General features: G+C 38.4%; 21 protein-coding genes. 12 read left to right on the plus strand and 9 right to left on the minus strand.

The genetic code is table 11. From position 1 onward, the window contains the following. The first annotated feature begins 12 nt into the window (after positions 1-12). The 10 genes from JYB62_RS06360 (at position 13) to JYB62_RS06405 (ending at position 9,695) form a co-directional block, all read left to right on the plus strand. Positions 13-390, plus strand: coding sequence for a globin domain-containing protein (locus JYB62_RS06360; RefSeq protein ID WP_205644579.1), 378 nt, complete (start codon positions 13-15; stop codon positions 388-390). Next, on the plus strand, positions 383-1,114 hold the full coding sequence (locus JYB62_RS06365) for a lysophospholipid acyltransferase family protein (protein ID WP_205644580.1): 732 nt from the start codon (positions 383-385) through the stop codon (positions 1,112-1,114). Before JYB62_RS06360 ends, JYB62_RS06365 begins: the two co-directional genes overlap by 8 nt. Beyond that, positions 1,111-1,398, plus strand: a complete 288-nt coding sequence (gene gatC / locus JYB62_RS06370) for an Asp-tRNA(Asn)/Glu-tRNA(Gln) amidotransferase subunit GatC (RefSeq protein ID WP_074223690.1) — start codon at positions 1,111-1,113, stop codon at positions 1,396-1,398. The genes JYB62_RS06365 and gatC overlap by 4 nt, the downstream gene beginning before the upstream one ends. Further along, entirely contained in the window at positions 1,398-4,178 is a 2,781-nt protein-coding gene (locus tag JYB62_RS06375) for a tetratricopeptide repeat protein (RefSeq protein ID WP_205644581.1), read from the plus strand. Before gatC ends, JYB62_RS06375 begins: the two co-directional genes overlap by 1 nt. A gap of 86 nt (positions 4,179-4,264) precedes the next feature. After that, the gene (locus JYB62_RS06380; protein WP_205644582.1) at positions 4,265-4,981 is read left to right on the plus strand and encodes an ABC transporter ATP-binding protein; all 717 of its coding nucleotides are present in this window, start codon (positions 4,265-4,267) and stop codon (positions 4,979-4,981) included. 57 nt (positions 4,982-5,038) lie between these two features. Beyond that, entirely contained in the window at positions 5,039-5,587 is a 549-nt protein-coding gene (locus tag JYB62_RS06385; protein ID WP_205644583.1) for a cob(I)yrinic acid a,c-diamide adenosyltransferase, read from the plus strand. Positions 5,588-5,630: 43 nt separating this feature from the next. After that, entirely contained in the window at positions 5,631-6,698 is a 1,068-nt protein-coding gene (locus JYB62_RS06390; RefSeq protein ID WP_205644584.1) for a branched-chain amino acid aminotransferase, read from the plus strand. A 91-nt stretch (positions 6,699-6,789) separates the two neighbouring features. After that, positions 6,790-7,296 carry a hypothetical protein gene (locus JYB62_RS06395; RefSeq protein ID WP_205644585.1) on the plus strand — a complete coding sequence of 169 codons (507 nt, stop codon included), beginning with the start codon at positions 6,790-6,792 and terminating at the stop codon, positions 7,294-7,296. A 67-nt stretch (positions 7,297-7,363) separates the two neighbouring features. Next, a protein-coding gene (prfB, locus tag JYB62_RS06400; protein ID WP_205644586.1) for a peptide chain release factor 2 occupies positions 7,364-8,465 on the plus strand; the annotation gives its coding sequence in 2 pieces (ribosomal slippage) (positions 7,364-7,423 and positions 7,425-8,465; 1,101 coding nt in all). Between the two features lie 48 nt (positions 8,466-8,513). Beyond that, entirely contained in the window at positions 8,514-9,695 is a 1,182-nt protein-coding gene (locus tag JYB62_RS06405) for an MFS transporter (RefSeq protein WP_205644587.1), read from the plus strand. Between the two features lie 17 nt (positions 9,696-9,712). Here the strand turns inward: JYB62_RS06405 and JYB62_RS06410 are convergent, their stop codons facing one another. The 5 genes from JYB62_RS06410 to JYB62_RS06430 all read right to left on the minus strand — a co-directional run bounded on the left by JYB62_RS06410 (position 9,713) and on the right by JYB62_RS06430 (position 14,987). Continuing rightward, complete coding sequence (locus JYB62_RS06410) at positions 9,713-11,065, minus strand: M24 family metallopeptidase (protein ID WP_205644588.1); 1,353 nt, start codon at positions 11,063-11,065, stop codon at positions 9,713-9,715. A gap of 68 nt (positions 11,066-11,133) precedes the next feature. Further along, positions 11,134-12,492: an MATE family efflux transporter gene (locus JYB62_RS06415; RefSeq protein ID WP_205644589.1), complete on the minus strand. Its 1,359-nt coding sequence runs from the start codon at positions 12,490-12,492 to the stop codon at positions 11,134-11,136. Positions 12,493-12,495: 3 nt separating this feature from the next. After that, on the minus strand, positions 12,496-13,038 hold the full coding sequence (locus JYB62_RS06420; protein ID WP_205644590.1) for an NUDIX domain-containing protein: 543 nt from the start codon (positions 13,036-13,038) through the stop codon (positions 12,496-12,498). A 57-nt stretch (positions 13,039-13,095) separates the two neighbouring features. Continuing rightward, the gene (locus tag JYB62_RS06425) at positions 13,096-13,578 is read right to left on the minus strand and encodes an Lrp/AsnC family transcriptional regulator (protein WP_074223680.1); all 483 of its coding nucleotides are present in this window, start codon (positions 13,576-13,578) and stop codon (positions 13,096-13,098) included. Positions 13,579-13,787: 209 nt separating this feature from the next. Then, on the minus strand, positions 13,788-14,987 hold the full coding sequence (locus JYB62_RS06430; protein ID WP_205644591.1) for a tetratricopeptide repeat protein: 1,200 nt from the start codon (positions 14,985-14,987) through the stop codon (positions 13,788-13,790). A 75-nt stretch (positions 14,988-15,062) separates the two neighbouring features. Here JYB62_RS06430 and JYB62_RS06435 point away from each other — a divergent pair, with 75 nt between their 5' ends. Further along, complete coding sequence (locus JYB62_RS06435) at positions 15,063-15,713, plus strand: sulfate ABC transporter permease (RefSeq protein ID WP_205644592.1); 651 nt, start codon at positions 15,063-15,065, stop codon at positions 15,711-15,713. Between the two features lie 189 nt (positions 15,714-15,902). Here the strand turns inward: JYB62_RS06435 and JYB62_RS06440 are convergent, their stop codons facing one another. Together JYB62_RS06440 and JYB62_RS06445 are read right to left on the minus strand one after the other, a co-directional pair. Next, on the minus strand, positions 15,903-16,238 hold the full coding sequence (locus tag JYB62_RS06440; RefSeq protein WP_205644593.1) for a rhodanese-like domain-containing protein: 336 nt from the start codon (positions 16,236-16,238) through the stop codon (positions 15,903-15,905). A gap of 71 nt (positions 16,239-16,309) precedes the next feature. Next, positions 16,310-17,116, minus strand: a complete 807-nt coding sequence (locus JYB62_RS06445; RefSeq protein ID WP_205644594.1) for a sulfite exporter TauE/SafE family protein — start codon at positions 17,114-17,116, stop codon at positions 16,310-16,312. 210 nt (positions 17,117-17,326) lie between these two features. Between JYB62_RS06445 and JYB62_RS06450 the strand changes: the two genes are divergently transcribed. Beyond that, a complete protein-coding gene (locus JYB62_RS06450; RefSeq protein ID WP_205644595.1) occupies positions 17,327-18,130 on the plus strand; it encodes a universal stress protein in 804 nt (267 codons plus the stop codon). Here JYB62_RS06450 and JYB62_RS06455 read toward each other — a convergent pair whose 3' ends face one another. Then, the gene (locus JYB62_RS06455; protein WP_205644596.1) at positions 18,131-18,787 is read right to left on the minus strand and encodes a Crp/Fnr family transcriptional regulator; all 657 of its coding nucleotides are present in this window, start codon (positions 18,785-18,787) and stop codon (positions 18,131-18,133) included. 136 nt (positions 18,788-18,923) lie between these two features. Beyond that, complete coding sequence (locus JYB62_RS06460) at positions 18,924-23,045, minus strand: hypothetical protein (protein WP_205644597.1); 4,122 nt, start codon at positions 23,043-23,045, stop codon at positions 18,924-18,926. Positions 23,046-23,066: the final 21 nt, after the last annotated feature.

The following is a 23,066-nucleotide window of genomic DNA, read 5'->3' on the forward strand; positions in this document are numbered from 1 at the left end:
TAAGTTTGCAGCATGAACCCATTTCAGTCTGTTTATGAAGAGATAGGAGAAGAAAAAATCCGTTATCTCTCCCACTTATTTTATCTAGAAGTTAAAAAAAATGAAGCATTAAGAAGCCTGTACCCTGAAAAGGATCTGGCTCCTGCAGAAGAACGTCTATTTTTATTTTTACTTCAGGTTTTCGGAGGACCTCAGACATACTCCGAACAAAGAGGGCACCCAAGATTGAGGATGAGGCATCTTAATTGGAAAATCGATAGCAAAATGAGAAACCACTGGCTCAATGCCATGATGACAGCGATAGATCAACTGGATCTTGATCCTAATGTAAAAGAGTTGATGTTAGGATACTTTATCAAAGTGGCCAACCATATGATCAATCATGAATAAGATTTTGAAAGGAGTTTATTCAGGGTACGCAGGGCTTATTTTTATTTTAAGCTTTATTCTGATTTTCCCATTTATACTGATCTGCATTTGGATTCCTGGTTTCAAAAAATTTGGAAGAAAGATCAATCGATATTGGGCTAGAGTATATTTCACTTTGATTTTCCTACCCGTAAAAATTGAAAATCGAGCCAAACAAAAAAGTGGTCAACCATACATTTATATCGCCAACCATTTCAGCTACTTAGACATTCCCATGATGGGGTTTATTCCAGGAGATGTCCAGTTTGTAGGTAAAGCCTCTATCAGAAAAGCACCTTTGTTTGGTTATTATTTCAAAAAGCTGCACATCGCAGTGGATCGAGAAAGACTGAGAAGCAGAGCGGAAACCATGAGAAGATCCATAGCTGCTATTGAACAAGGAAGCGGATTGATTATTTTCCCAGAAGGAGGCATTTATACCAAAAACCCTCCACAAATGATCCCTTTCAAAATCGGGGCATTTAAAATTTCCATATCCAAACAAATCCCCATTATCCCGGTCACTTTATCTTATAATCATATAATTTTGCCTGATGACGGTAAGTTATTACTAAATTGGAGGCCAGCAAAAATGGTGATGCATGAAGTGATCTTGCCTACGGAGGAAGACACCGAAGAAACCTTGAAACAAAAATGTTTTGATGTCATTCAGAATCAATTGAATTTAGATGCCGAAAACTTATGAGAATCGATAAAACCACCATCAAAAAAATCTCCCATTTAGCCAGATTGGAATTTGATGAAAACAGTGCTGAAAAAATGTCTCGGGACATGAGTCAGATTTTGGACTGGGTAGAACAGTTGAATGAAATAAACACGGACAATATAGAACCTTTAACCACTATGTCTTCAGAAGTAAATGATATGAGAGAAGATGTCAGTGGTACACATTTAAATCATGAAGCTGCTTTAAAAAATGCTCCAAAAAGAGATGCAGAATACTTTAGAGTTCCGAAAGTATTAGAATAATGAGTCTAAAAAATTCAAATCAAGGCTATCAAATTCCCAGTCTACTTGCCCTCCTACTTCTGATAGCTGGAGGGCTTTTTGCACTTTATTACTTGGTATTGGACCCCATGCCTTATGAGGTGATAGAAAGTGCGACATTTTTGGACAGGATTGCCGTGCCATTTGATTGGGTTCAAATAGGGCCGCTTGCCTACCCTATCAACATTGACAACTTTTTGATTTTTCAGGAATTTCATTCCTTACCCATGGCAATTAATCCAATGGAGTCCTATTTCTTTTTTGGATTGGTCTTTCTAATAGCCTCCTCTTTTTTAACCATGCTCTCGGGATTCAATAAAATGGCAATTGTAGCTGGAGGGATCGGTTGGATCGTATTGGTTACACTTTGTAATTTCAATGGGTTAAATATCGGGGGAGCAAGCGCCAACTTTCCCTTGATTATTGTTTTAATAGGATCTTTAGGGCCTGTGATTTTTTTTCATATCTGGGGTCAAAATCTATCATTACTCCTTAAATGGTTTATAACTACAATAAGTTTTGCACTAGCAATTTTCATTTTAGTAAGACTTAGTCCCATCACCCAACCAATCCTATTTATTTCAGAGTATTCAACAGTTATGGCCTTGGGTTTATGTATTGCCTGGATATTTTGGAATGGACATAGTTTTGTTTCAGGAATCTATATTCTTTTGGCAAGAACGAATAAGGACTTAGGCATGAAAATCTCCTACCAAATGGGGATTATTTCTATAGGATATCTTGCCACACTTTTTCTATTGTTTATGGAGATGACAGGAGATTTAGTCACTCCATTTTTCGGATTTTCTCCCCTATATCTATTAATTCCGGTTGGAGCATTGGGATGGGTATCTTTCAATTCAAAAATCAACCAAATACCGAATTTGGCTGCAGATGGAAAAACCCTAAAAATACTCCATCTCTTAGGTTTTGGACTGACTTTATGGCTTTGCTGGAAACTTATTATAAGCGGAAATCAACCGGGCGAAGAACTAGTAAAGCATTTATTTCTATATAGCCAAATAGGGTTTACGCTATTCTTTATCGTTTATCTTTTCAGTAACTTTTTGTCCATCATGGATTCTGGAAAGGCCATTGATGAAATTCTTTATAAACCGTATTCGCTCCCCTATTATCATCTTCGGATTGGGGGCTTAATGGCAATCTTGGTGCTGACCATCTATGCAGAAGGGATCATCTCGGTTCAGCTGAATGCCCTGACGAATAATATAATGGGAGATTATTATTACCAATCAGGTCAACAGCTGGAAGCAAGTATTCTCTATGAAAACTCCTGGGCTAAATACAGAAAAAACAACAAGGCAAAACACTTAACGGCACAGCTCCTGTTTGAATTGAACCAACCTACCTTGGCGAAGCAACATTTGGAAGAGAGTTTTGCAGAATATCCCCAAGTAGATAATATCATCCTTTTAAGTAATCGATTACATCGGGAAGACAAACTGTTTGAATCGATCTTTTACTTGGAAAAGGGGCTGGATATGTTTCCTTCCAATCCTTATTTAGCCAATAATCTCGCGCTTTTCTATGTCAAGATAAACCAGGAAGAAAAAGCCGTACAAACACTGGAGGAACATGCTCAAAACCATCCTACCCTGCTATCTAATTTATCGGCTTTGCGGACAAAGTTGGGCTTCAAAGGTGAATTAAAAGAAACCCCAGAAGATTTAATTGGGCAAATCAATCAATTGGCATTGAACAATTCCTCCGCCAACTTATCCAGTAACGAATTAAAAAGTGCCATCAAATCCGGTTTGGAGAAAGAACAAAGCCCCATGCTCCTCCACGCAGGTTGGAGAAATTTACTTTCAGATAGAGACCGATCCGCCCCAAGCCAGGAACTGAATTTTTTGGATAGTCTCAGTAAACAGCCACAAATGGTGGATTATTTAATGGATATCCAGGAAACAGCCGTCATCAGAAGTTTAGGCGCAGGAAGAGTATCTGAAGCAGTAAAAAATCTGAATGGGTTAGCATTTAGAAACCCAGGGTCTGCGGGTTATTATTTAAATTTCTCTTCACAAGTATTAGCCCAAAACCTTGATTTTAGAAAAGCTGCTAGAGAGTTGATTGTGGCTGAAGAAAAAGGTTTCAAGGCATTTCAACCTCACCATTTGGCGATTTTACAACTCTCGGGATACAATGGGAATGCAGAAGAAATCAAAAATAAGTATCAAGTTCTTTCGCCTGATTTTTTTTCAGAATCAGCCGGGATCAGCAAACAATATTTTGACTTGATTAAGAAATTTCATGAATCATTACCTGAACGTTTATTTTTTGAATGGCAATCGTTCCCGGATTCTGAGTTAAAATTAGATTTATCTATAAGGCTACTTAGCTACAAATCCCATGGTTTGAAGATAAATCAAATTCAAGAAGTTGGAGCGTTTTTAGTCAATCAAATCGAAAACACGGAAGAATTATCAAAGTTTCTTGCCGATCCAAATTGGAAAAAGGAGGAATCTTTGAAATCATACACCAAATGGTTAGGACTTAGCGAGGAATTGACTGCTAACCCTTACTTCACTCCTTTGGTATTGTCAGCAGCAGAAAGGATAGATGACCCACTAGCTCAATACGAATTATTGAATGATGTTTCTCAGTTTAATCATGATCCTTTATTATGGATTAGAAAAATCCAGGCTGCAAGAAGGATAAACCTTGATAATTATGCTGATGATGCATTAGAAAAATTGAGAGAATGGGTGTCTGATTCTGAACTGGAAAAACTGAATTTTTAAACTTAGCCATATATTTCACGTAATTTCACTAGACTACTTTTAAATTTTTAACGCATATAAATTATCTTCAGCAAAAAATAGCATCCATGAGCAGAGTAATTGAAACCCATGAAATAAATAAAACCTATAAGATGGGAGCTGAAGTGATTCAGGCCCTTAAGTCTGTATCCATTACAGTAAATAAAGGTGAATATGTAGCATTTATGGGGCCCTCTGGATCTGGAAAGTCTACTTTGATGAATATCATCGGATGCTTGGACACCCCTACTTCTGGCACCTATATCCTAAATAATAAAGATGCCAGCGACATGACAGAAAATGAACTGGCTGAGATTAGAAACAAAGAAATCGGCTTTGTTTTTCAGACTTTTAACCTTCTTCCACGAGCTACCTGTCTGGAAAACGTTGCATTGCCTCTGGTATATGCAGGGTACAGCAAAGAAGATAGAGAAGAATTGGCTTTTCAGGCACTTTCAAATGTTGGTTTAGGGGATAGAACCAAACATAAGCCAAATGAACTTTCAGGTGGTCAAAGACAACGTGTAGCGATTGCCAGGGCTTTAGTAAATAATCCAAGTATAATTTTGGCGGATGAGCCCACGGGTAATCTAGATTCCAAAACCTCTTATGAAATTATGGAATTGTTTCATGAGTTACATGCTAAAGGAAATACCATTATCATGGTTACTCACGAGGATGACATTGCGCATTATGCCCATAGAATTGTGAGATTAAGGGATGGATTGGTAGAAACTGACACAATAAATCCAAATCCTACACGTGGAGTTGCGATGCACACCTAATTATCCATTTTTTTACAAATAGATTCTTATTTTTGTCGGAAGATCAAAAGATTGCCGATGAAAATCTATACAAAAACAGGAGACAAAGGAATTACCTCATTATTGGGTGGTATTCGTGTCCCGAAATCTGATTTAAGAATAGATGCTTATGGGACAATCGATGAGTTAAATTCTTACCTTGGATTAGTAAGAGATCAACCAGTAAATCAAAAAAGAGGGGATCTTTTAAAGGAAATTCAAGATAGGTTATTTACCATTGGCGCAGATTTAGCCACTGTTCCAGGCAAGGAAAAAGTAAAAAAACCGGATCTACATTTAGAGGATATCGCTCTTTTGGAAAAAGAGATGGATCTTATGGAAATGGAGCTACCTCCTTTAAAAGCATTTATTTTGCCAGGGGGACATCAATCTGTTTCTTTTTGTCATTTGGCAAGAACAGTTTGTAGGAGAGCGGAACGAATCACAGTTGAATTAGCATCATTCGAAGAAGTTTCAGAATTGATAATTCAATATCTTAATAGACTTTCGGATTTTCTCTTTGTGTTGGGAAGAGCCATGAGTCAAGAATTAGGTGCCGAGGAAATTACCTGGAAGCCCCGAATTTAACATTGTATTTCACACTGGATTTTACCAGTTAAAGGCATAATTTATGAAAACATCACTTGCCATCCCGGTAGAAGCTACCACCAACTCTCGTTTACCAGAAACCGATTTTTCAAATTTGGTCTTTGGTAAAACAATAAGTGACCACATGTTTGTAGCTGATTACAAAAATGGAGAATGGACAGATTTAAGAATTGAACCGTATGCTCCTTTGGTTCTTAGCCCAGCAAATGCCACACTTCATTATGGACAGTCTATTTTTGAAGGTTTAAAAGCTTACAAAAACGATAAAGGAGAGATCTTGGTTTTTAGAGCTGACGCAAACTGGACCAGAATGAATGAATCTGCCGAAAGAATGTGCATGCCTGCCATTCCAGAAGATATTTTTATGGAAGGCTTGGTTCAATTATTAGACCTTGATAAAGGTTGGGTTCCAGATGCCAAGGGTTCATCACTTTATATCAGACCCTTCATGTTTGCTACCGATGACTACATTGGAGTAAAACCTTCTGATACTTATAAATTCATCATTTTCACATGCCCTGTAGGTCATTACTACAGCAAGCCGGTGAGTGTCAAAGTGGAAACACAATTTACCAGAGCTACTGAAGGTGGTACCGGTGCTGCAAAAACCGCAGGTAACTATGCCGCTTCTTTATATCCTGCACAAAAAGCCCAGAAGTCTGGTTACGACCAATTACTTTGGACTGATGGAAAAAGTCATAGTAAAATAGAGGAAAGTGGCACTATGAACGTCATGTTCAAAATCAACGGAACCTTGATCACTGCTCCTATTAACTCAGGCACCATTTTGAAAGGAATCACTAGAGACTCCGTGCTTCAATTGGCAAAAGACTGGGGTCAACCAGTAGAAGAAAGATTCTTGACTGTATCTGAACTGGAAACTGCCTTGAAAGAAGGAAGACTAGAAGAAGCATTTGGAACAGGAACCGCCGCGACAATAGCACATATTGAAAAAATCAATGTGAATGGAACCGATTATATTTTACCTTCTAAATCCTCTGATGCCTTTTCTAATAAAGTTCTTACAGAATTAGATGGGATAAAATACGGGAATGTAGCAGATCCCCATGATTGGATCATTAAGATTTAAATGAAAGCGGGAATTATTAATTCCCGCTTTTTTTATTAAAAGACTTTAAAAAGTTCCTATTTTGACTTCGTAAATTAGTTATTTAGGCTAAATGAAAAAGCTGTTAATTTTTTCTTTCTTGATCACTTTACCCTTATTGGTACAGGCCCAATCAAGAGATTTTATTCTTTTAAAACGGGGAGCCAATCAAAAATCCCAAATCCGCTATTATCCCGGTGAAGAAATCACATATAAAAGCAAAAAAATAGGATATTATATTACAGATGTTATTGAAAAGGTCGACCAGGATTACATCTATATGACTGAAAACATCATCTCCCCAATGGATATTGAGGAGATTGATATCCGTCGAAAAGATAAAAGAAATGGGACATTAAGAGCTTTCAACTCCTTGGTTTTGGGTGCAGGAATCATTTTGATTTCGGTAGATATGATCAACAGTCTATACCATGATGGGGAGGTGACCGTGGACAAGGGAGTTGGCATCACCTCGGGCATTTTACTTGCTACTGGACTGGCGATGTTGCCATTGCGGTACAAAACCTTCAAGCATCAAGGGAGAAACCATATTCAAATTATCATGATGAGAATGGAATAATTGAAATCCATTAGTTTTAACAGACTTTTTTTCGGAATTTTGCATCCTAAATTTTACACCTAGACAGATGACTTCAGAACAACTGAAAGACTTGAAAGCTCGCACCTCGGCTTTAAGGAGGTATCTTTGACTACGATCGTAAGAAAGCAGAAATAGAAGATTTTGAGGCTGTATCAGCCCAACCTGACTTTTGGAATAATCCGGAAGAAGCAGAGAAAACCATGAAGCAGATCCAAGCAAGAAAGACTTGGACTACCGCATTTGACAACCTCAATAAAATTATTGAAGACCTAGATGTGCTATACGAGTTTTATAGCGCGGATGAGGTTTCCGAAGAGGAAATCAAAACAGAATATGAAAAAGCCAAAAACGTGGTTGAAGAACTCGAATTGAAGAAAATGCTTTCTTCAGAAGAGGATCAACTTAACGCTGTTTTGGAAATCAATCCTGGAGCCGGTGGTACCGAAAGTAATGATTGGGCATCTATCCTTATGAGAATGTACATCATGTGGGGAGAAAAAAATGGTTACAAAGTCCGTGAAGTAGACGTTCAGCAAGGCGACGTAGCAGGTATTAAATCCTGTACTTTGGAATTTGAAGGACCATTAGCATATGGTTTTCTAAAATCAGAAACTGGAGTACACCGCTTGGTACGTATCTCTCCTTTTGATTCAGGAGGACGTAGACATACTTCTTTTGCTTCAGTGTATGCCTATCCTGAAGTGGATGATTCCATTGAAATTGACATCAATCCTGCGGACATTGAATTGCATACTTCTAGATCAGGGGGAGCGGGAGGTCAGAACGTGAACAAAGTGGAAACTAAAGTTCAGCTGACTCACAAGCCAACTGGTATCGTAGTAGTTTGTCAAATTGAACGTTCTCAATTAGCCAATAGAGAAAAGGCAATGCAGATGTTGAAATCAAGGTTGTTCCAATTGGAAGTGGAGAAAAGAAATGCGGAAATAGCAAAAATTGAATCTTCCAAACTGCGTGTAGACTTCGGTTCTCAAATTAGAAACTATGTACTTCATCCCTACAAACTTGTGAAGGATGCCAGAACAGGGTATGAAACCTCAGATACGCAACACGTATTGGACGGTGGCTTAAACGAATTCATGAAAGCCTACCTGTTGGCTCAAAGCGAGGAAGAAGCAAATAAAAACTAATGGAAAGGCCAGATTAATTTCTGGCCTTTTTTGATCTTCAATATCTAGATGAAATTAATCCCTTCTTTTTTTACACTCAATTTTTTCCTGCTTTGCTTGAGTTCGTTCCTGTTTTTCTCCTCGTTCAATATGATCATTCCAGAGCTTCCAAACTACTTGAGCTCCTTGGGAGGAGAAGAATACAAAGGATTGATTATTTCCTTATTTACTCTTTCTGCAGGCCTATCTAGACCTTTTAGTGGAAAACTTGCCGATAAAATCGGAAGGATTCCAGTCATGATTTTCGGGACTTCCATTTGCTTTATTGTCGGGTTATTATATCCCATTCTCAATTTTGTTGGAGGGTTTCTATTCCTACGTTTTATCCATGGTTTTTCTACAGGTTTCAAACCAACTGGCACCTCCGCTTACGTGGCAGATATTGTTCCATTTCAAAAAAGAGGAGAAGCGATGGGAATCCAGTCCCTATTTGGATCCCTGGGAATGGCTGCTGGTCCAGCTATAGGCGGTTGGATAGCTACCCACTGGGAGCTAAACACGCTATTCTATACTTCCGCTTTCACTTCTATATTTTCTATTTTAATCTTAATCAGACTGAAAGAAACACTGCCTGAAAAGGAAAAATTCTCCTTAAAACTTTTCCGTTTGAAAAAAGATGAACTCATAGAAAAACGAGTATTGGTCCCCTCAACTATTCTTTTTTTATCGGTCTTTTCCTTTGGAGTAGTATTAACCATTATTCCAGATTTATCCAGTCATCTTCAGATTGAAAATAAGGGTTTATTCTTTGCTGTCTTTACTCTTTCCTCTTTGGGAATTCGTCTTTTGGCAGGAAGAGCATCGGATAAATACGGGAGAATTCCTGTGATGCGAGTTGCCAGCTTTTTGTTAATCGTTGCCATGCTTTCCATCGCATTCGTACAGTCAAAAGCTGTTCTTCTGCTGACGGGGATTTTATATGGTGCAGCTGTAGGAATGTACAGCCCTACTACAGCAGCTTGGGTTGTTGACCTTTCCCTGAATCACTATAGAGGTCGGGCTTTGGCTACCATGTATATCTTTCTGGAGGCCGGAATCGGGGTTGGAGCTTTGGTCTCAGGTTGGATCTATGGAAACAACCCTGCAAACTTTCAATGGGTATTTATATTTAGTGCCGGGATGGCCTCTTTGGCATTCTTCTATCTCATTTTGATTAAAAAGGATGAATATCAACCAACAGAGCCCGAATAAATTCGGGCTCTGTTGCTTTAATTTCCAAGATATCCAGTAGGTCTTGGAATGGCTAAAATCTTTTTCTGCCGCCCATTGTAATAGGTCACTTTTTCACCATCAAAAAATGCTCCTTCTTCCAGCATGATTCGTACTTCTTTATTCCATTCTTTCACAAAAACTACTGCATTGAGTTCTATCGCATAGCCTGTATTGGCATGGAGCGGAAAATCTCCTGCACCAGGTGTATCCCCTTGATTATCCCACATACCGATGGTGGGTCCTGCCGAGTGTCCATAATATCCAAGAGGGTGTGTATAAATGCTCCCATTGATCCCTTCAGCCTCCATTTGCTTTCTTGTCTCCCTCAAAATTTCATTCCCAGTTCTTCCGGAAACATAATTCTGAGTCAATAAATCCTGAACTCTGTTTCCTTGTTCAAACGCTTTTTGCAAATAATCAGGAACTTCTGTTTCTCCTAACTTCAGAACATAGGCCATTTCCTGAGTATCCGTATTCAATCGTAGGTAGGTAATTCCAAAATCTATATGAAGCAGGTCCCCCGGCATAATGACCTGTGAAGCTGGTGTCGAAGCAAAAGATCGATTTGCTTCCTGAGAAGCAGGGTCAGGCCGTTGAATATCTACAGATGGGTGAAACCAAGTATCAAGCTTCATGGATTTAATTTTTTCCCTATACCACCAAACTACGTCATCAGTAGTGGTCACCCCCGGAGTAATCACTTGCTCAGATAACCCCTGTTGGACGATTTGATGTGCTATTTCTTGAATATGGCGATAAGTAGCCATTTCTGCTGGAGTTCTAGTTTCTAACCATCTTACAGCGAGTGTTTGTGCAGAAACGATTTTGGATTTCAGGTTCTCTGGCAAATACTCATGAAAAATCTGGTATTCATTCATGGTCAATCCATCTGCATGACCATAATCCTTGGCATAGTTCAGTCCAATTGACTTCGGTTTTTTCTCTTTGATTAAATCCACCAAGGCTTCCCATTGGTCTGGCTGAGATTCCGGATCCCAAGCTCTTTTAAAAGCTTTTCCCACATCATATCTGGCAACAGCATAGGTCTCTACAGCCGCATTCGGCGCAGGTTGATACATCACCAAAATGGTTCTTCTACGCGCGGCCATCCAGGTAGCAGGAAGTAATTTTCGAATGACAGGATCTTCATTGTATTCACGGGATATCACTACCCACATGTCTATTCCGGTTTCTGTCATCAACTCGGGCAATAAATTAGCGATTCTATCATCCAACCAGCTATCAATCACCTGCGCTTGTTCCCTTTGGGTTAAAACAGCAAAATCTTGGGCATAGATACTTTGAGTACCAACCACTATGAGTAAAAGAGAGAGTATTTTTTTGAACATATTCAGATTTATTAATTCTTGAATATAATTCATTATTCAATTTAACCCCTCTTTCATTTGGTAAATGGTCAAACAACTGGAAGAGTTGGCCGGGAGAGAAGAATTCTCTCTTTACTCAACTTTCTAAACCGAAAATAAAGTAAAAATGCGGTAACGCTTAAGCCTATCAAAAGCCCATACCAAATACCTTTTGCTCCAAAGCCAAATTCAAAAGCTAATAAATACCCTAATGGAAGTCCCAACACCCAATAAGCAATCAATGTTACGTAAGTGGGAACTTTAACATCTTCCATTCCTCTCAATACGCCTAGACCAATCACTTGGGCTCCATCCGATAATTGAAAAAGACCTGCTATGACCAATAAGGAAGAAGACAGGGAAATCACTGCTGGATCATCAATATAGAGGGTCGGTAAAAAATTTCGAAAAGTGATAAAGATCAATGCGGTAGAAGCCATAAAGACCATGGACATGGCATATACCACCATTCCTGCTTCTTTCATAGCTTTGAAATTTGCCCTTCCGATTTGGTTGCTCACACGAATCATTCCCGCAGTGGACAGACCTGCCACCATCATATAACTGATGGAGGCCAAATTGATTGCAATCTGATGGCCTGCAAGAGCATTCACCCCTATCCACCCCATCATGATGGCGGCAGTACTAAAGGCACTTACCTCAAATATATATTGAAAGCCTGTGGGAATACCTACATTTAGAATCCGACTAAACATGGGTAAACTCCATTTCTTCAAATTCATGGAAAGTTGAAAAACCTGATATCTCTTTGCCTTAAGTACATACCAACCCATCATAATTGGCATTAAAATCCTAGAAATCAAAGTAGCCCAGCCAGCCCCCATTAAGCCCATCTCTGGAGCACCAAGCTTTCCAAATATTAAAACCCAGTTTAGGAAGACATTGACAAGATTACAAAAGATGGTGATATACATCGCTTGTTTAGTCTGTGACAACCCTTCTGCAAACTGTTTGAAAGTTTGAAATATCATAAAAGGTAAAAGAGATGCTGTGATCACAAACAAGTAGGGAATTGTCAATGAAACGACTTCTTCCGGTTGGTCTAAAAAATGTAACCCTTGAGCAAGAATTAAGACGATTGAAGTCAGTAAGAAACTTGTAATAATGTTTATCCAAAGCCCATGTTGAAATAAACGAGAAATCCGGTTGAACTTCCCCTTTCCTTCAGCCACAGATACTAAAGGGGTAATCCCCATAGAAACCCCCATACCAAACATCAATATGACAAAAAAGATACTGTTTCCGAGCGACGCGGCTGCTAAAGGTAACGCCCCTAACCTTCCCACCATCATGGAGTCTGCAACCCCTACTAAAACTTGACCCAACTGGCTCAACATTACTGGAAAAGCCAGGTTGAATGTAATTCTAAAATGATCCTTGATTGTCATGGCCTATAAACCCAGAATTCGGGCAACTTTAAGAATTCCTGCAATACTGATCCCATCGGTAATTTCACCATTCATTACCATGCCTAACAAATCCTTAAATGGTAATTTTTTAATCTTTAAGACTTCTGTTTCTTCAAATGCTGTCAAACCTTCTGTCAGATCTTCTGCTAAAAAAACAAAACCTTCCTCATCAGTCACAGAATTAGAAGTATGGATTCGCATCACTTCTGTCCATTTTTTCGCAGTAAGCCCTGTTTCCTCCTTTAACTCCCGTTTGGCACTTTCCAAAATATCAACCCCAATCGGCCCCCCTCCCATAGGGATTTCCCAAGAATATTCATCTAAAGGATATCGATATTGACCCACAATCCAGGTATAACCATCCGTATCCAAAGGAATAATCCCAAGGGCTTTGTTTTTAAACTGCACTTTTCCGTAGATCCCCAAATTTCCTGCGGGGTTGATTACATCATGCTCTTCAACCTTAATCCAGGGATTCTGATAAATCTCCTTGATTTCTTTAGTTTTCCAAGGGTTTCCTTCCATGGTATTCAAAAAAAAAGGGTGACTAAAGCCACCCCAAAATTTTCCATTTTAATTTAATTAAGCCGGGATTGGCAATACTTTAGAATCTTTGAAGGTAGATAAAATCACCATAGACTGCATGGAATCTACTTCCTTGATCTCAGAAACTTTCTCAAGCATCAATTTTTGATATGCAGTGATGTCTTTAGAAATAATTTTTAAAATAAAGTCTCCAGTACCGGTAATATGATGACACTCAATCACTTCAGGAATACCATTAATCTCTCTCATGAAAGCATCAATATTTCCTTTGTTGTGCCCAATCAAACTAACAAGAACGAACGTACTAACTCCTAAGCCAATTTTTTCTGGATCAAGTTTAGCGTGATAGCTTTTGATTATCCCAGACTGCTCTAACTTTTTCACTCGCTCCAAAGTTGGCGCAGGCGAAAGACCTATATCTTTTGATAGTTGAGCATTTGTAATTTTAGCATTACCCTGAAGTATTTCTAAAATTCTTCTATCAATTTTATCAAATTTTATTCTTACGCTATTATCCATGATCTCTGGTTTTACAAAATTTTCTGTTGTGCAAAATTATAATATTTGCTTAAAATTTTAAAGTGATTTATGATAATTTAATTCCACTATTCGAAATTTTATTAAGAAATCAGTGGGTTTAAGCAAAGAATCCTTTCAAAATCCCTCAGTCTCTCAAAAAAATTCAAATTATCTCCTGTATCACACACAACATTACGAGAGAATTTAATTTAAAGTTTATTCTTTTTTATAAAATCCCTAGCTTCCTGATGAGCGGGGTGTTTTCGCTTTGCATAACGCTTAACTTCTTTAAAGTATTTTTTAGCTAAAGATTTGTTTCCTGCCGCTGTCTCCATTTTCCCTAGTTGAACTAAGGCATGCAAATAATACCCACTTTCTTGTGACTCAGATTCCTCTCCATAGGAGATGGTTTGTAAGTAATATTTCTTTGCTTCAGCCATGTCTCCAATCCTTTTGTAGTATTCTGCTGCATAAAAAGATGCATACCTCCCTGAGTTTGCCTCATACCCCACTTGCTTGGCAGCAATTCTGTCTAGGATTTCTAGGGATTGGTCTAGGGATTCAATCCAACGCCCAACTGTATATAAATGCCTGGCATAGGAACGATGGAAATAAGGGTTATTTGGAAATTTAGAATGTAAGTATTCTGAAATACGTAATGCCTCATAAGGTTTCTTCTCCTCGGAAGCATACAGTCTAAATAAAAAATATTGTGCCTCCACTCTGGTATAAAATGCATTAGTAGCAACCTGCTCTAATTGTTGAAGCCCCAATTCTTTACTTCCTTTTGGAAATAAGGCCATTACAGGTCTAAGCAATGGATAATTCTCTGGAATCCATACTGAGAAATAATTAAAAAGTGCGTCTCCCAACAGCAACTCTGGGTTGAACTCCTCCTCTCCTCTGCTCAATTCCATGTATTTCAAGGCATTCTTTCCTCCCCAAGCCGCTTTGGTCCACTTCTTTCTTTCAGAATAGAGTCTACTCTGGAAGCCGTAGCCTGCTGCTAAAAAAAAAGCAGCTTCTTTATTTGTTTCATCTTCATCATAAATAGCTTCAGCCTTCTCAATTGCGCGATCTAAATACTGTATGAAGATATCGTCGTATTTCTCATTGGTAACATCTACTTCTATTCTCCACCAATAGCCAAGTGCCATCAAAAAATCAGGCAGAGGATGATCCGGATATTGATAAGCCAAAACAGCAAAATCACGTTCAGCTACAGGAAAATTGAAATCATACATGCTATTGATTGATTTGGTTATTCTAAACTGCAAACCTTTATCAAGCAACAAATACCGAGACTGTTCTACCTTGAATGTATCCACTAAGGTAGACTGGCTAAAGGCATTTACTTTGCTAAATAGCAATACTGAAAACAAAATAAGGGCTATGATTTTTTTAAACATGTTTCAACGAATGACATTGCAAAATTAGATGGAATCCCAAACAATCTTTTAGATTTGAATGAGAATCATCAAAAAATGGCAAAACCACTTTCCATAGAAGCACAACGTCTTAAAGAGATAATAGATTTCGACAAAAGAATATATTTTTTCATTTTGGTTATTTTATTCTTATCCATTAGATATTTAACCAATACCTTAATCCTGGAATCAATCCCAGATTACGATGCGTTGGAAGGCCGTGGAGATTTTATGATTTTCCATATTTTCAACGCTCTTAATTACATTTGGACACCGTTTGCTCTTCTTTGGAAGTTCACAGCAATTTCTTTTTTATTCTGGCTTGGAGCTTTTTTCTTAGGATACAAAGTACCCTATAAAGAATTATGGAAATTTGCTTTAGTCGCTGAAGTAATTTTTCTTTTTCCAGAACTGATTAGGCTTCTTGTTTTCCTTAACCCCTCCTCTTCTGTTACTTTTCAAGAAATTGATGAGTACCGTCCATTTTCACTTTTATCCTTATTTGGGCCTGAAAATGTAGCTGCTCAATACCACTATGCTTTGGGAACAGTCAATATTTTTGAAATCTTTTATGGGATTCTTTGGCTTTATGGATTTCATATGATCAGTAATAGAGGGCTTGGAGAAAGCTCAATTGTAGTGCTTATTTCCTATTACTTTCCCCTAATAATCTGGCTCACATTTTATATTTTAGTTTACAAAGGATAAGAAATTCGAAGTATAAAAAGTCCGCAATAGTTAGACTATAAATTTCTACCTATCAATGAATTAGCCTCCTTCCCTTTTAGAAGTTAAGTCCCATCACATTTTTAAACATTCATTTACTCCAAATTTTATTAAGCCAAAAACAAAAAAAGAGCCTTTTAGACTCTTTTTACAACACTTAACTTTGATAAGTTAGACCAATTCAAATGGCCATAATAATAATCCCTGTTTAAGATTAATCACCTCCTTAAAACCCATTTCATTCATGATTGCACAAGCCATTCCACTTCTATTTCCACTTCTACAGTAAATCAAATAAGTTTTATCCTTTGATAGATTTTGAATTAGATTCATAAAATTACTTGAGGATACATCAAGATTAAAAGCCCCTCTAATTTTTCCTCCTTCAAATTCACCAGCTGATCTTACGTCCATTACCATTGTATGAGACATTATTGCCAAATCTTGAAATTCACCGGAAGCAATTTCTCTATATTTCTTGGACAAAGGACTGGGAGAATTATACATAAGATTTAATTTGGGACTAATGTCTTTCAAAACAACTTAACTTTCAGCATCAAAAATCAAATAAAACTAGACTATACGAAAATCAGTTCTTTCGAAATAATATAAATACCCATACCAAGCACAAACCATCCAAATCCCTTTTTCAGTACTTTTTCATTTATCTTTTTGGACAAGGAACTTCCAATAAAAATCCCTACGATTGATAAACCTGTAAAAATGATCAACATCTTCCAATCAATTGTTTGGTTTGCCAAGTCTCCAAGAAATCCTATGAGAGATTTAGCAGATATAATCAATAAAGAAGTACCTACAGCCATTTTCATTGGTAGTTTTGCTAGTATCACCAAGGCAGGAATGATCAAGAATCCTCCACCAGCTCCAACTATACCTGTCACAAGTCCAACTACAGACCCTTCTAATGCGATCATGGGGAAGTTAAACTTCACCTCTCCATTTCCTTCTTCTTTATTTGCCTTTTTATCCTTGATCATTGAATAGGAGGCTGCCAACATGATAATCGAGAAAAATACCATAATCCCAACGCTTTTTGCCAATTCAAACCCTCCAATAGTAAATAAGGGGTCTGGCAAAGCAGGAACCAGGAATTTTCTTGTTAAAAAGACTGCGATAAATGAAGGGATCGCAAAAACCAAAGCGGTCTTATAATCCACCAAATTCTTCTTCATATAAGTAAAGGATCCTACTAAAGAAGTACTACCTACCACAAATAGCGAATAGGCAGTTGCCAACACTGGCTCGACGCCTAAGATGTATACAAGTACAGGAACTGTCAATATAGACCCTCCTCCACCAATTAGTCCTAGTGAGACTCCGATGACTACTGCAGATGCAAATCCTATAATATTTACTAAATCCATAATTTTTTATTCAGAATTAACACCACAAAAGTACGTTCACTTGAAGCGGGAAGTAGTGACAAATGTTACACTTGATTGTAAAATAAAAATAAGTTCAAAGAACCATGCCTGATGGTAGAATTAGAATCTACAAAGAATTTAAAAAAGAAAACAAATCGAATGATATCCCGAAGAACCATTTTTTGTAAATTATAAAAAAAACAGGTTACTATGAGAATTTTACTGCCTTTAGATTTTTCCGAAAATTCAAAAAAAACCTTTGACTTCGCGATTGTTCTTGCAAAAAAGAAGAATGCTACGATTACCATTCTTCATGTCATCGAGGCAATTTATGATTTTGCGGCTCAAGCAGCTATTGTAATAGATGGAATGCATAGAGATGCTGAAAAATACATAAAAGGGCTTATTGAAAAAAATAAAAATGAAGGAGTTAAAATGGATTACCTCATCCAAGAGGGTACGGTTTCGATCATGACAGCAAGAACGGCCGAAGAAATTAAAGCCGATTTAATAGTTTTAGGAACGCACGGAGCAAGTGGAATTGAACAGAAATTATTTGGAAGCACCTCGGTAGAGGTAGTAAAGAATTCAGTTTGTCCGGTACTTTTAGTACCAAGCGAAACTAAAATCGATCACATTGAAAAAGTAACTCTTGCATTGGAATTTGCCGAACATGAAGAGCCTTTTATAGAAAGGGTAATCTCGTTAAGTAAGAACTGGAATTTACAATTAGAATTTCTTCACATTCAATTAAAGAAGAATTTTAAAGAAGAGCTTTGCGCGCTGGGCTTAGAGGCTTTTGTACAGAAAAAACATTCAGAGATTCCTGTAAAACTTCATACTTTTTATTCGGAAGATTTGATTAATGGTCTGGAACAATACCTGGCTAAAAATGATGACACCATTCTTGTCATGTGCCATCATCATAAAAACCTTTGGGAGCAAATCCTTACAAAGAGTAAATCTTTACAAATGGCCTATCATACACACGTTCCCCTCCTAATCATGACTTGATTATTTACTAATCAACTCTTCAAAATCATCACGGATATAGATCACATTCCTACCCAGTTCAATCCACTTTTTCTTCTCCAATTGCTTTAATAATCTCGAAATTACTTCACGGGAGGTTCCCAATTCATTGGCGATTTCTTGATGCGTGGTATGAAGTTCATTGGCTTTATGTTGTTTCATTTTAGTTACAATATATCGCATCAAGCGTTCATCCATTCGTTTGAAGGCAACGGCGTCTAAAGCAACCAGCATTTCCTGAAATCTACTTTGGTAGGTATTGGAGACAAAGTCTTTCCATTGCCTGAATTCATCCGTCCATTGTTCATGTACTGCAATCGGAATTCCAACCAACGTGGTATCCTCTTCTACTATTGCTCTTATCTCACTTGGTTTGGAAGCAAGGCAACAGGTCAAAGACAAGGCACAGGTTTCACCGGCATCCAAATAATACAAAAACAGCTCTTTCCCTTCTTCATCCATTCTAAGAATTTTAATGGAACCTTCTAAAACGATAGGCACCATTTTTACGAACTGGCCAGGCTCCATTAGCACTTTGCCAGCTGCCAAATGAATAATTTGACCTTTATCCAAAATTGCCTGAAGCAGTTTGGGGTCGGTAAAATTGGGTAAGTACGATTTAAGCTCTTCTAGATTCATAATGCATAAAAATCAAATTTAAGAAGTAGTGGAAAGCAAATAGGTGATAAAAATCACTTTTTATTGATTAAGTACCTTTTTCAATAAAAAAAGCTCCTGAAAACGTTTCAGGAGCTTCTGGTCTACCGGCCTACCATTAACAGGTTGGACAGCAAACATAAGGAACTTTGGTGAGAGGTGAAGTCCTCAATATCCTAAAATGTCCCAAACCCCTACTCAAAGGTCTAATGGTCGAAACTAAATTAGTTGCAGCTTTTTTAGCTTTCAATCCCTCAGCAAACCTTCCTGACACCTCTCCTGACCTTTGACTTCTAGATTGATTCAAGTGATCATGGATATTGGTAATATTCCCAAAGACCTCTACTACCAACACACTCAAGGGACTATCTTCTGGCAAGCCTAATTGCTTGAGTTTATCAGCAATATCCTGGGAGGTAACGACTGCTGTACCCACAGGATGCTCATCTTTTATTGAAGCAATTAAATTTCCTGTTTTAATCAAATCAGGATTGATGCTGACACTTCCTTTGGTATAATCTCCAATGGTCGGTTTGAAATAAACCTGCTGTGTCAAGTCATTTATTTTTTTCAATTCTTTCGGATCCGTATTCACTCTAACACCGATTTTCATCTCGATCTCACCTAATAAAATGTTTCTAAAATCCCTCCCATCAGCTTGGAAAACTTGCGCATATACCAATGTCCAGAGACTGGTCCTTGGAGGTTTTGAAGTTACATTCTTACCATTATGCACTGCTTTCGCATAAGGTGCACTGACATATAAATGATTTTTGCTTCGGTTCAAAGAGCAAAGTAGCGTCGGTGCAGGATGTTGTACACCTGTTACCCTCAATGGTCTTCCAAACCTACCTTGGGCTGTAGACCAAAGATTATCTTCTCTATCTGGCCAATGACCATGCCCCACCCGGAATTCATAGGTGAAAAACCCAAACATTTCAGGACTTTCTGCATGCATCCCGGACGGAATAGGAAGTATATAATGTCGGTCACTGTCATTTGCAGCTGTCATGGGTTGCATCGCAGCAATCCCAGCCTTATCATCACTTTGTCCAGGAATAATCTGTCTGGTTAATTCCGGATCCAAACTAATGGCTGCTTCTTCCGGAGGAACAAACTGATCCCCTTCATTACTGGCCAACAGTTGATCCGGAGCATTGCCCAATACACGACAATAATAGGTGTCATCAGGATTCTCCACAGGTTGATCAAATTCAACCCATAAATACCTTTTCCTCGCCTCAGAAGAACTATAATCATCCGATCTTTCATAAGGTGAAAAGGCAATCCCTACACTGACTAATTTTGGGACTTGAGCTGGAGGTAAAACAGTTGGAAGCGTCAACTGATCCGTTTCAATGATAGAGGGTTCCGGATGACCTGATTTTACATTGGGCTTGATTTTATATTCTGCCCATATTTCATCTGGAAATCTTAGTTCACCATTGGGTTGTTTGAGCTCATTTTTGGGGTCTAAGGCATCAATGTAAATGATTCTCGTATAATTTCGATTGACCCGATCAAAGCTATCTGCCTGCAGTGCTTCAAAGGAAACCGTATGCTTGATTTCAATATCTCCTAAATAGGTATTTACTCTTGTCTCGGATTCAGCATCCTTTCGGTATTTATATGCCCTTTCGATCACAAAACCCACATCTTCCAAGGAATCCCAGGCCCAGTCTCTATTGATTTTATAACTTAAAGTCGCTAGCCAATGGTTATAAAGGTCTGCCTTGGTAGCAAATGTAATAGAACTCCCATCGGGAGCAAGGGTATGTCTGATCCTTGAATTACATCCAAATGCAATTCGTTCCCCTTTAGGGGCCACCAAGGTTAAGCCTTTGGCCTTCACCCCTAAGGCATCTGCCAATCTTTCTACCACTCCTGATTGTTCCTCTTCTGAATTTCTCCTTAATAATGATTTATAAATATTACCCTTTACTGTTGAAACTGAGTCGGGTTTTAAAAACAAAGCCTGCACTGGAGCAATCGCCTCAAATGGCTGCAATAAATCTTCCTCCGTGCTAGGTTCTTTATACAACATAAACTGTTGATTTTTACCATAGCGACTATCTTTATCCTCATCTTCATCAATAAAGCCAAAATAACTTTCAGGAGCTTCATCGCTGACTGCCACAGCTCTCATTGAAATCCTAATATGTCTTCCTGTTGGCAAAACCAATCCTTCCATCGCGTTGAGATCGTCTATCAACAAATCATCTCTTAAGAAAGGATTGGCGGGCTCTCCTAAATTCAACACAGGAACATCAATGAATTCCATAGGAATAGTGAGCGTACCATCAAAATCCCCTGGGAAAAATCTGTTTGTTTCATACAAGGTGATAAAGCTATCATCACCTTTTTGACTTAACTGAGTATCCATCCTAAGAGACTTTACCTCTACCCTGATCTTCACATGAGTCACATCAGGATCAGACAAGGCAGGTTTTAATCCATCTTCCTGGAAAGGCAAAGCTTTCAAAAGTGCCACTGGATCCTGACCTATTCCTTGGTATTTATTGGTAAAGACTACAGCCGGATATTCTAACAAAGGTCGCTGAATCGAAAAACTTGGATTCGGGTCAAATTGCGTTTCATCATCATCCAAAGCATTGAAATAAGTCCTTAGATTACTTCTGATCTCTACCGGCTTCTCAATCCTCAACATTGCCGGATTTACAAACCTCTTGAAAGAGACGCTGGTTTCAGGACTCGGTGCGGCATTTAAAGGTTCATCTTCCAAATTTGGTCCTCCACCTGAAATATCAGTCATTCTAATCCTGAATTCGTAGGTATTACCATATCGAAGCTGAGTTGTCAATGGAGTAGGAATCAAGGTCTTATTCTGAACTACTTTTTTATCTTGCACCACATCCTGAATGCCTCCATTGTCTTCATGGTTTCTATAGATTTCCAAAGCATCCTGATCCTCGGTTACAAGATTTTTTCCAATCCATTGGGCATAATACATGGGCAACCAATAATGGTCGCTGTTTGGGCCACTGATTTTATTCGGGTAAACTTGGTAAGGAAGCTCCGTTGAACTTGAGTCAAGTTGACCTGAAAACATATTTTCAGATTCATTGATTTCAATGCTATTCAAACTTTCCCAATCATTACCGGGGCTTGCATGCCTCACATCTATATGGTATCCCATGACTCCTAAAGGAGCATCAATCCGCTCATTAGAACCCGGATCTGAAGGATTTTCTATCATTTGACGCAGGTACCAAACAAGAATCTGTTCATCATCCCACCCTAAGCGAATACCAGAATCGGATTGAGGAGGTAATTCGTCTTGTGTTTCCTCTAATAAATTACCACTGACCGGTTGGTTGGCATGTACGATTTTGGCAAACCCATCATTATAAGTTTGAGCCTCCATGAACAACTCATCCCAAGGACCTAATGGCACAGGTTCACTTGCGTCAGATACCTTTTTATATAAAACAGGAAACAAAACTGGGGCAAATACAGGGCGGCTTTCTCCCATCATTAATGTTGGGATTTTTGCAGCATATCGCTTGATCAAAGGTCCATCAGCATGTTCAAGCAATCCGGCCTGGGCCACTGCATAAGGGTCATTTATTATATCCGCATAGATATATCCCCCATCTTCAAACCAATCTGCCTGGACTTGAAGCTGTACTTCATAAATCATCCCGCAGGCTTTCGCTAATAAAGGTTGTCTCAAAATGTTGGCAAATACTTTACCCCAACTCAACTCCGTCCTGGGTTGGTAATTGATAGTTGGAATTTTATCCCGAACGGCGCAATGGTATCCATCATCCGTCACGGCATTGGGGTGTCTAGGCTGGGTGAAATTGAAACGATCTCGATAGGAAAACGGCAAGTATTTTTTAATACTGTTTTCGACTGGTACTGGGGCAGGTAATTTATCCGTGTTATCTGTGATAGGCAAAGGCATTGCATCAGCCACTTTCTGTATTATATCGGCTTTATTTGTTGCCGGTATCACATTCACAGCTTGTACAATTGGAATTCTACTAGGAGCTGTAGCATTGCTCAAAGGGAAATCTTCTGATCCTCTGACAATAGACAAACTAAACTCAGGTTGAAAGTTTGCAAACCCTGGCACATTGGCTGGATTGGGTAAGCCGGTAGACCAAGTTGAAAACGGATTTGTATTCCTTGGCACTACGACAATATTTAAAGTCAGCGTATTCCCATCAAATCGCTGAGGAAAAGTCATTAAGGATATCAATCTTTTAGGTTCCATAATTCAAGTTTTTAATAAAAA

The sequence above is a fragment of the Algoriphagus lutimaris genome (assembly GCF_017051705.1).
GTDB lineage: Bacteria > Bacteroidota > Bacteroidia > Cytophagales > Cyclobacteriaceae > Algoriphagus > Algoriphagus lutimaris.

Coding starts and splice junctions, on each gene's coding strand:
- JYB62_RS06460 (WP_205644597.1), bottom strand. CDS start 23,045: ATGGAACCTAAAAGATTGATATCCTTAATGACTTTTCCTCAGCGATTT.
- JYB62_RS06385 (WP_205644583.1), top strand. CDS start 5,039: ATGAAAATCTATACAAAAACAGGAGACAAAGGAATTACCTCATTATTG.
- JYB62_RS06380 (WP_205644582.1), top strand. CDS start 4,265: ATGAGCAGAGTAATTGAAACCCATGAAATAAATAAAACCTATAAGATG.
- JYB62_RS06430 (WP_205644591.1), bottom strand. CDS start 14,987: ATGTTTAAAAAAATCATAGCCCTTATTTTGTTTTCAGTATTGCTATTT.
- JYB62_RS06415 (WP_205644589.1), bottom strand. CDS start 12,492: ATGACAATCAAGGATCATTTTAGAATTACATTCAACCTGGCTTTTCCA.
- JYB62_RS06440 (WP_205644593.1), bottom strand. CDS start 16,238: ATGTATAATTCTCCCAGTCCTTTGTCCAAGAAATATAGAGAAATTGCT.
- JYB62_RS06390 (WP_205644584.1), top strand. CDS start 5,631: ATGAAAACATCACTTGCCATCCCGGTAGAAGCTACCACCAACTCTCGT.
- JYB62_RS06445 (WP_205644594.1), bottom strand. CDS start 17,116: ATGGATTTAGTAAATATTATAGGATTTGCATCTGCAGTAGTCATCGGA.
- JYB62_RS06365 (WP_205644580.1), top strand. CDS start 383: ATGAATAAGATTTTGAAAGGAGTTTATTCAGGGTACGCAGGGCTTATT.
- JYB62_RS06410 (WP_205644588.1), bottom strand. CDS start 11,065: ATGTTCAAAAAAATACTCTCTCTTTTACTCATAGTGGTTGGTACTCAA.
- JYB62_RS06360 (WP_205644579.1), top strand. CDS start 13: ATGAACCCATTTCAGTCTGTTTATGAAGAGATAGGAGAAGAAAAAATC.
- JYB62_RS06395 (WP_205644585.1), top strand. CDS start 6,790: ATGAAAAAGCTGTTAATTTTTTCTTTCTTGATCACTTTACCCTTATTG.
- JYB62_RS06420 (WP_205644590.1), bottom strand. CDS start 13,038: ATGGAAGGAAACCCTTGGAAAACTAAAGAAATCAAGGAGATTTATCAG.
- JYB62_RS06455 (WP_205644596.1), bottom strand. CDS start 18,787: ATGAATCTAGAAGAGCTTAAATCGTACTTACCCAATTTTACCGACCCC.
- JYB62_RS06375 (WP_205644581.1), top strand. CDS start 1,398: ATGAGTCTAAAAAATTCAAATCAAGGCTATCAAATTCCCAGTCTACTT.
- JYB62_RS06435 (WP_205644592.1), top strand. CDS start 15,063: ATGGCAAAACCACTTTCCATAGAAGCACAACGTCTTAAAGAGATAATA.
- JYB62_RS06405 (WP_205644587.1), top strand. CDS start 8,514: ATGAAATTAATCCCTTCTTTTTTTACACTCAATTTTTTCCTGCTTTGC.
- JYB62_RS06450 (WP_205644595.1), top strand. CDS start 17,327: ATGAGAATTTTACTGCCTTTAGATTTTTCCGAAAATTCAAAAAAAACC.
- JYB62_RS06425 (WP_074223680.1), bottom strand. CDS start 13,578: ATGGATAATAGCGTAAGAATAAAATTTGATAAAATTGATAGAAGAATT.
- gatC (WP_074223690.1), top strand. CDS start 1,111: ATGAGAATCGATAAAACCACCATCAAAAAAATCTCCCATTTAGCCAGA.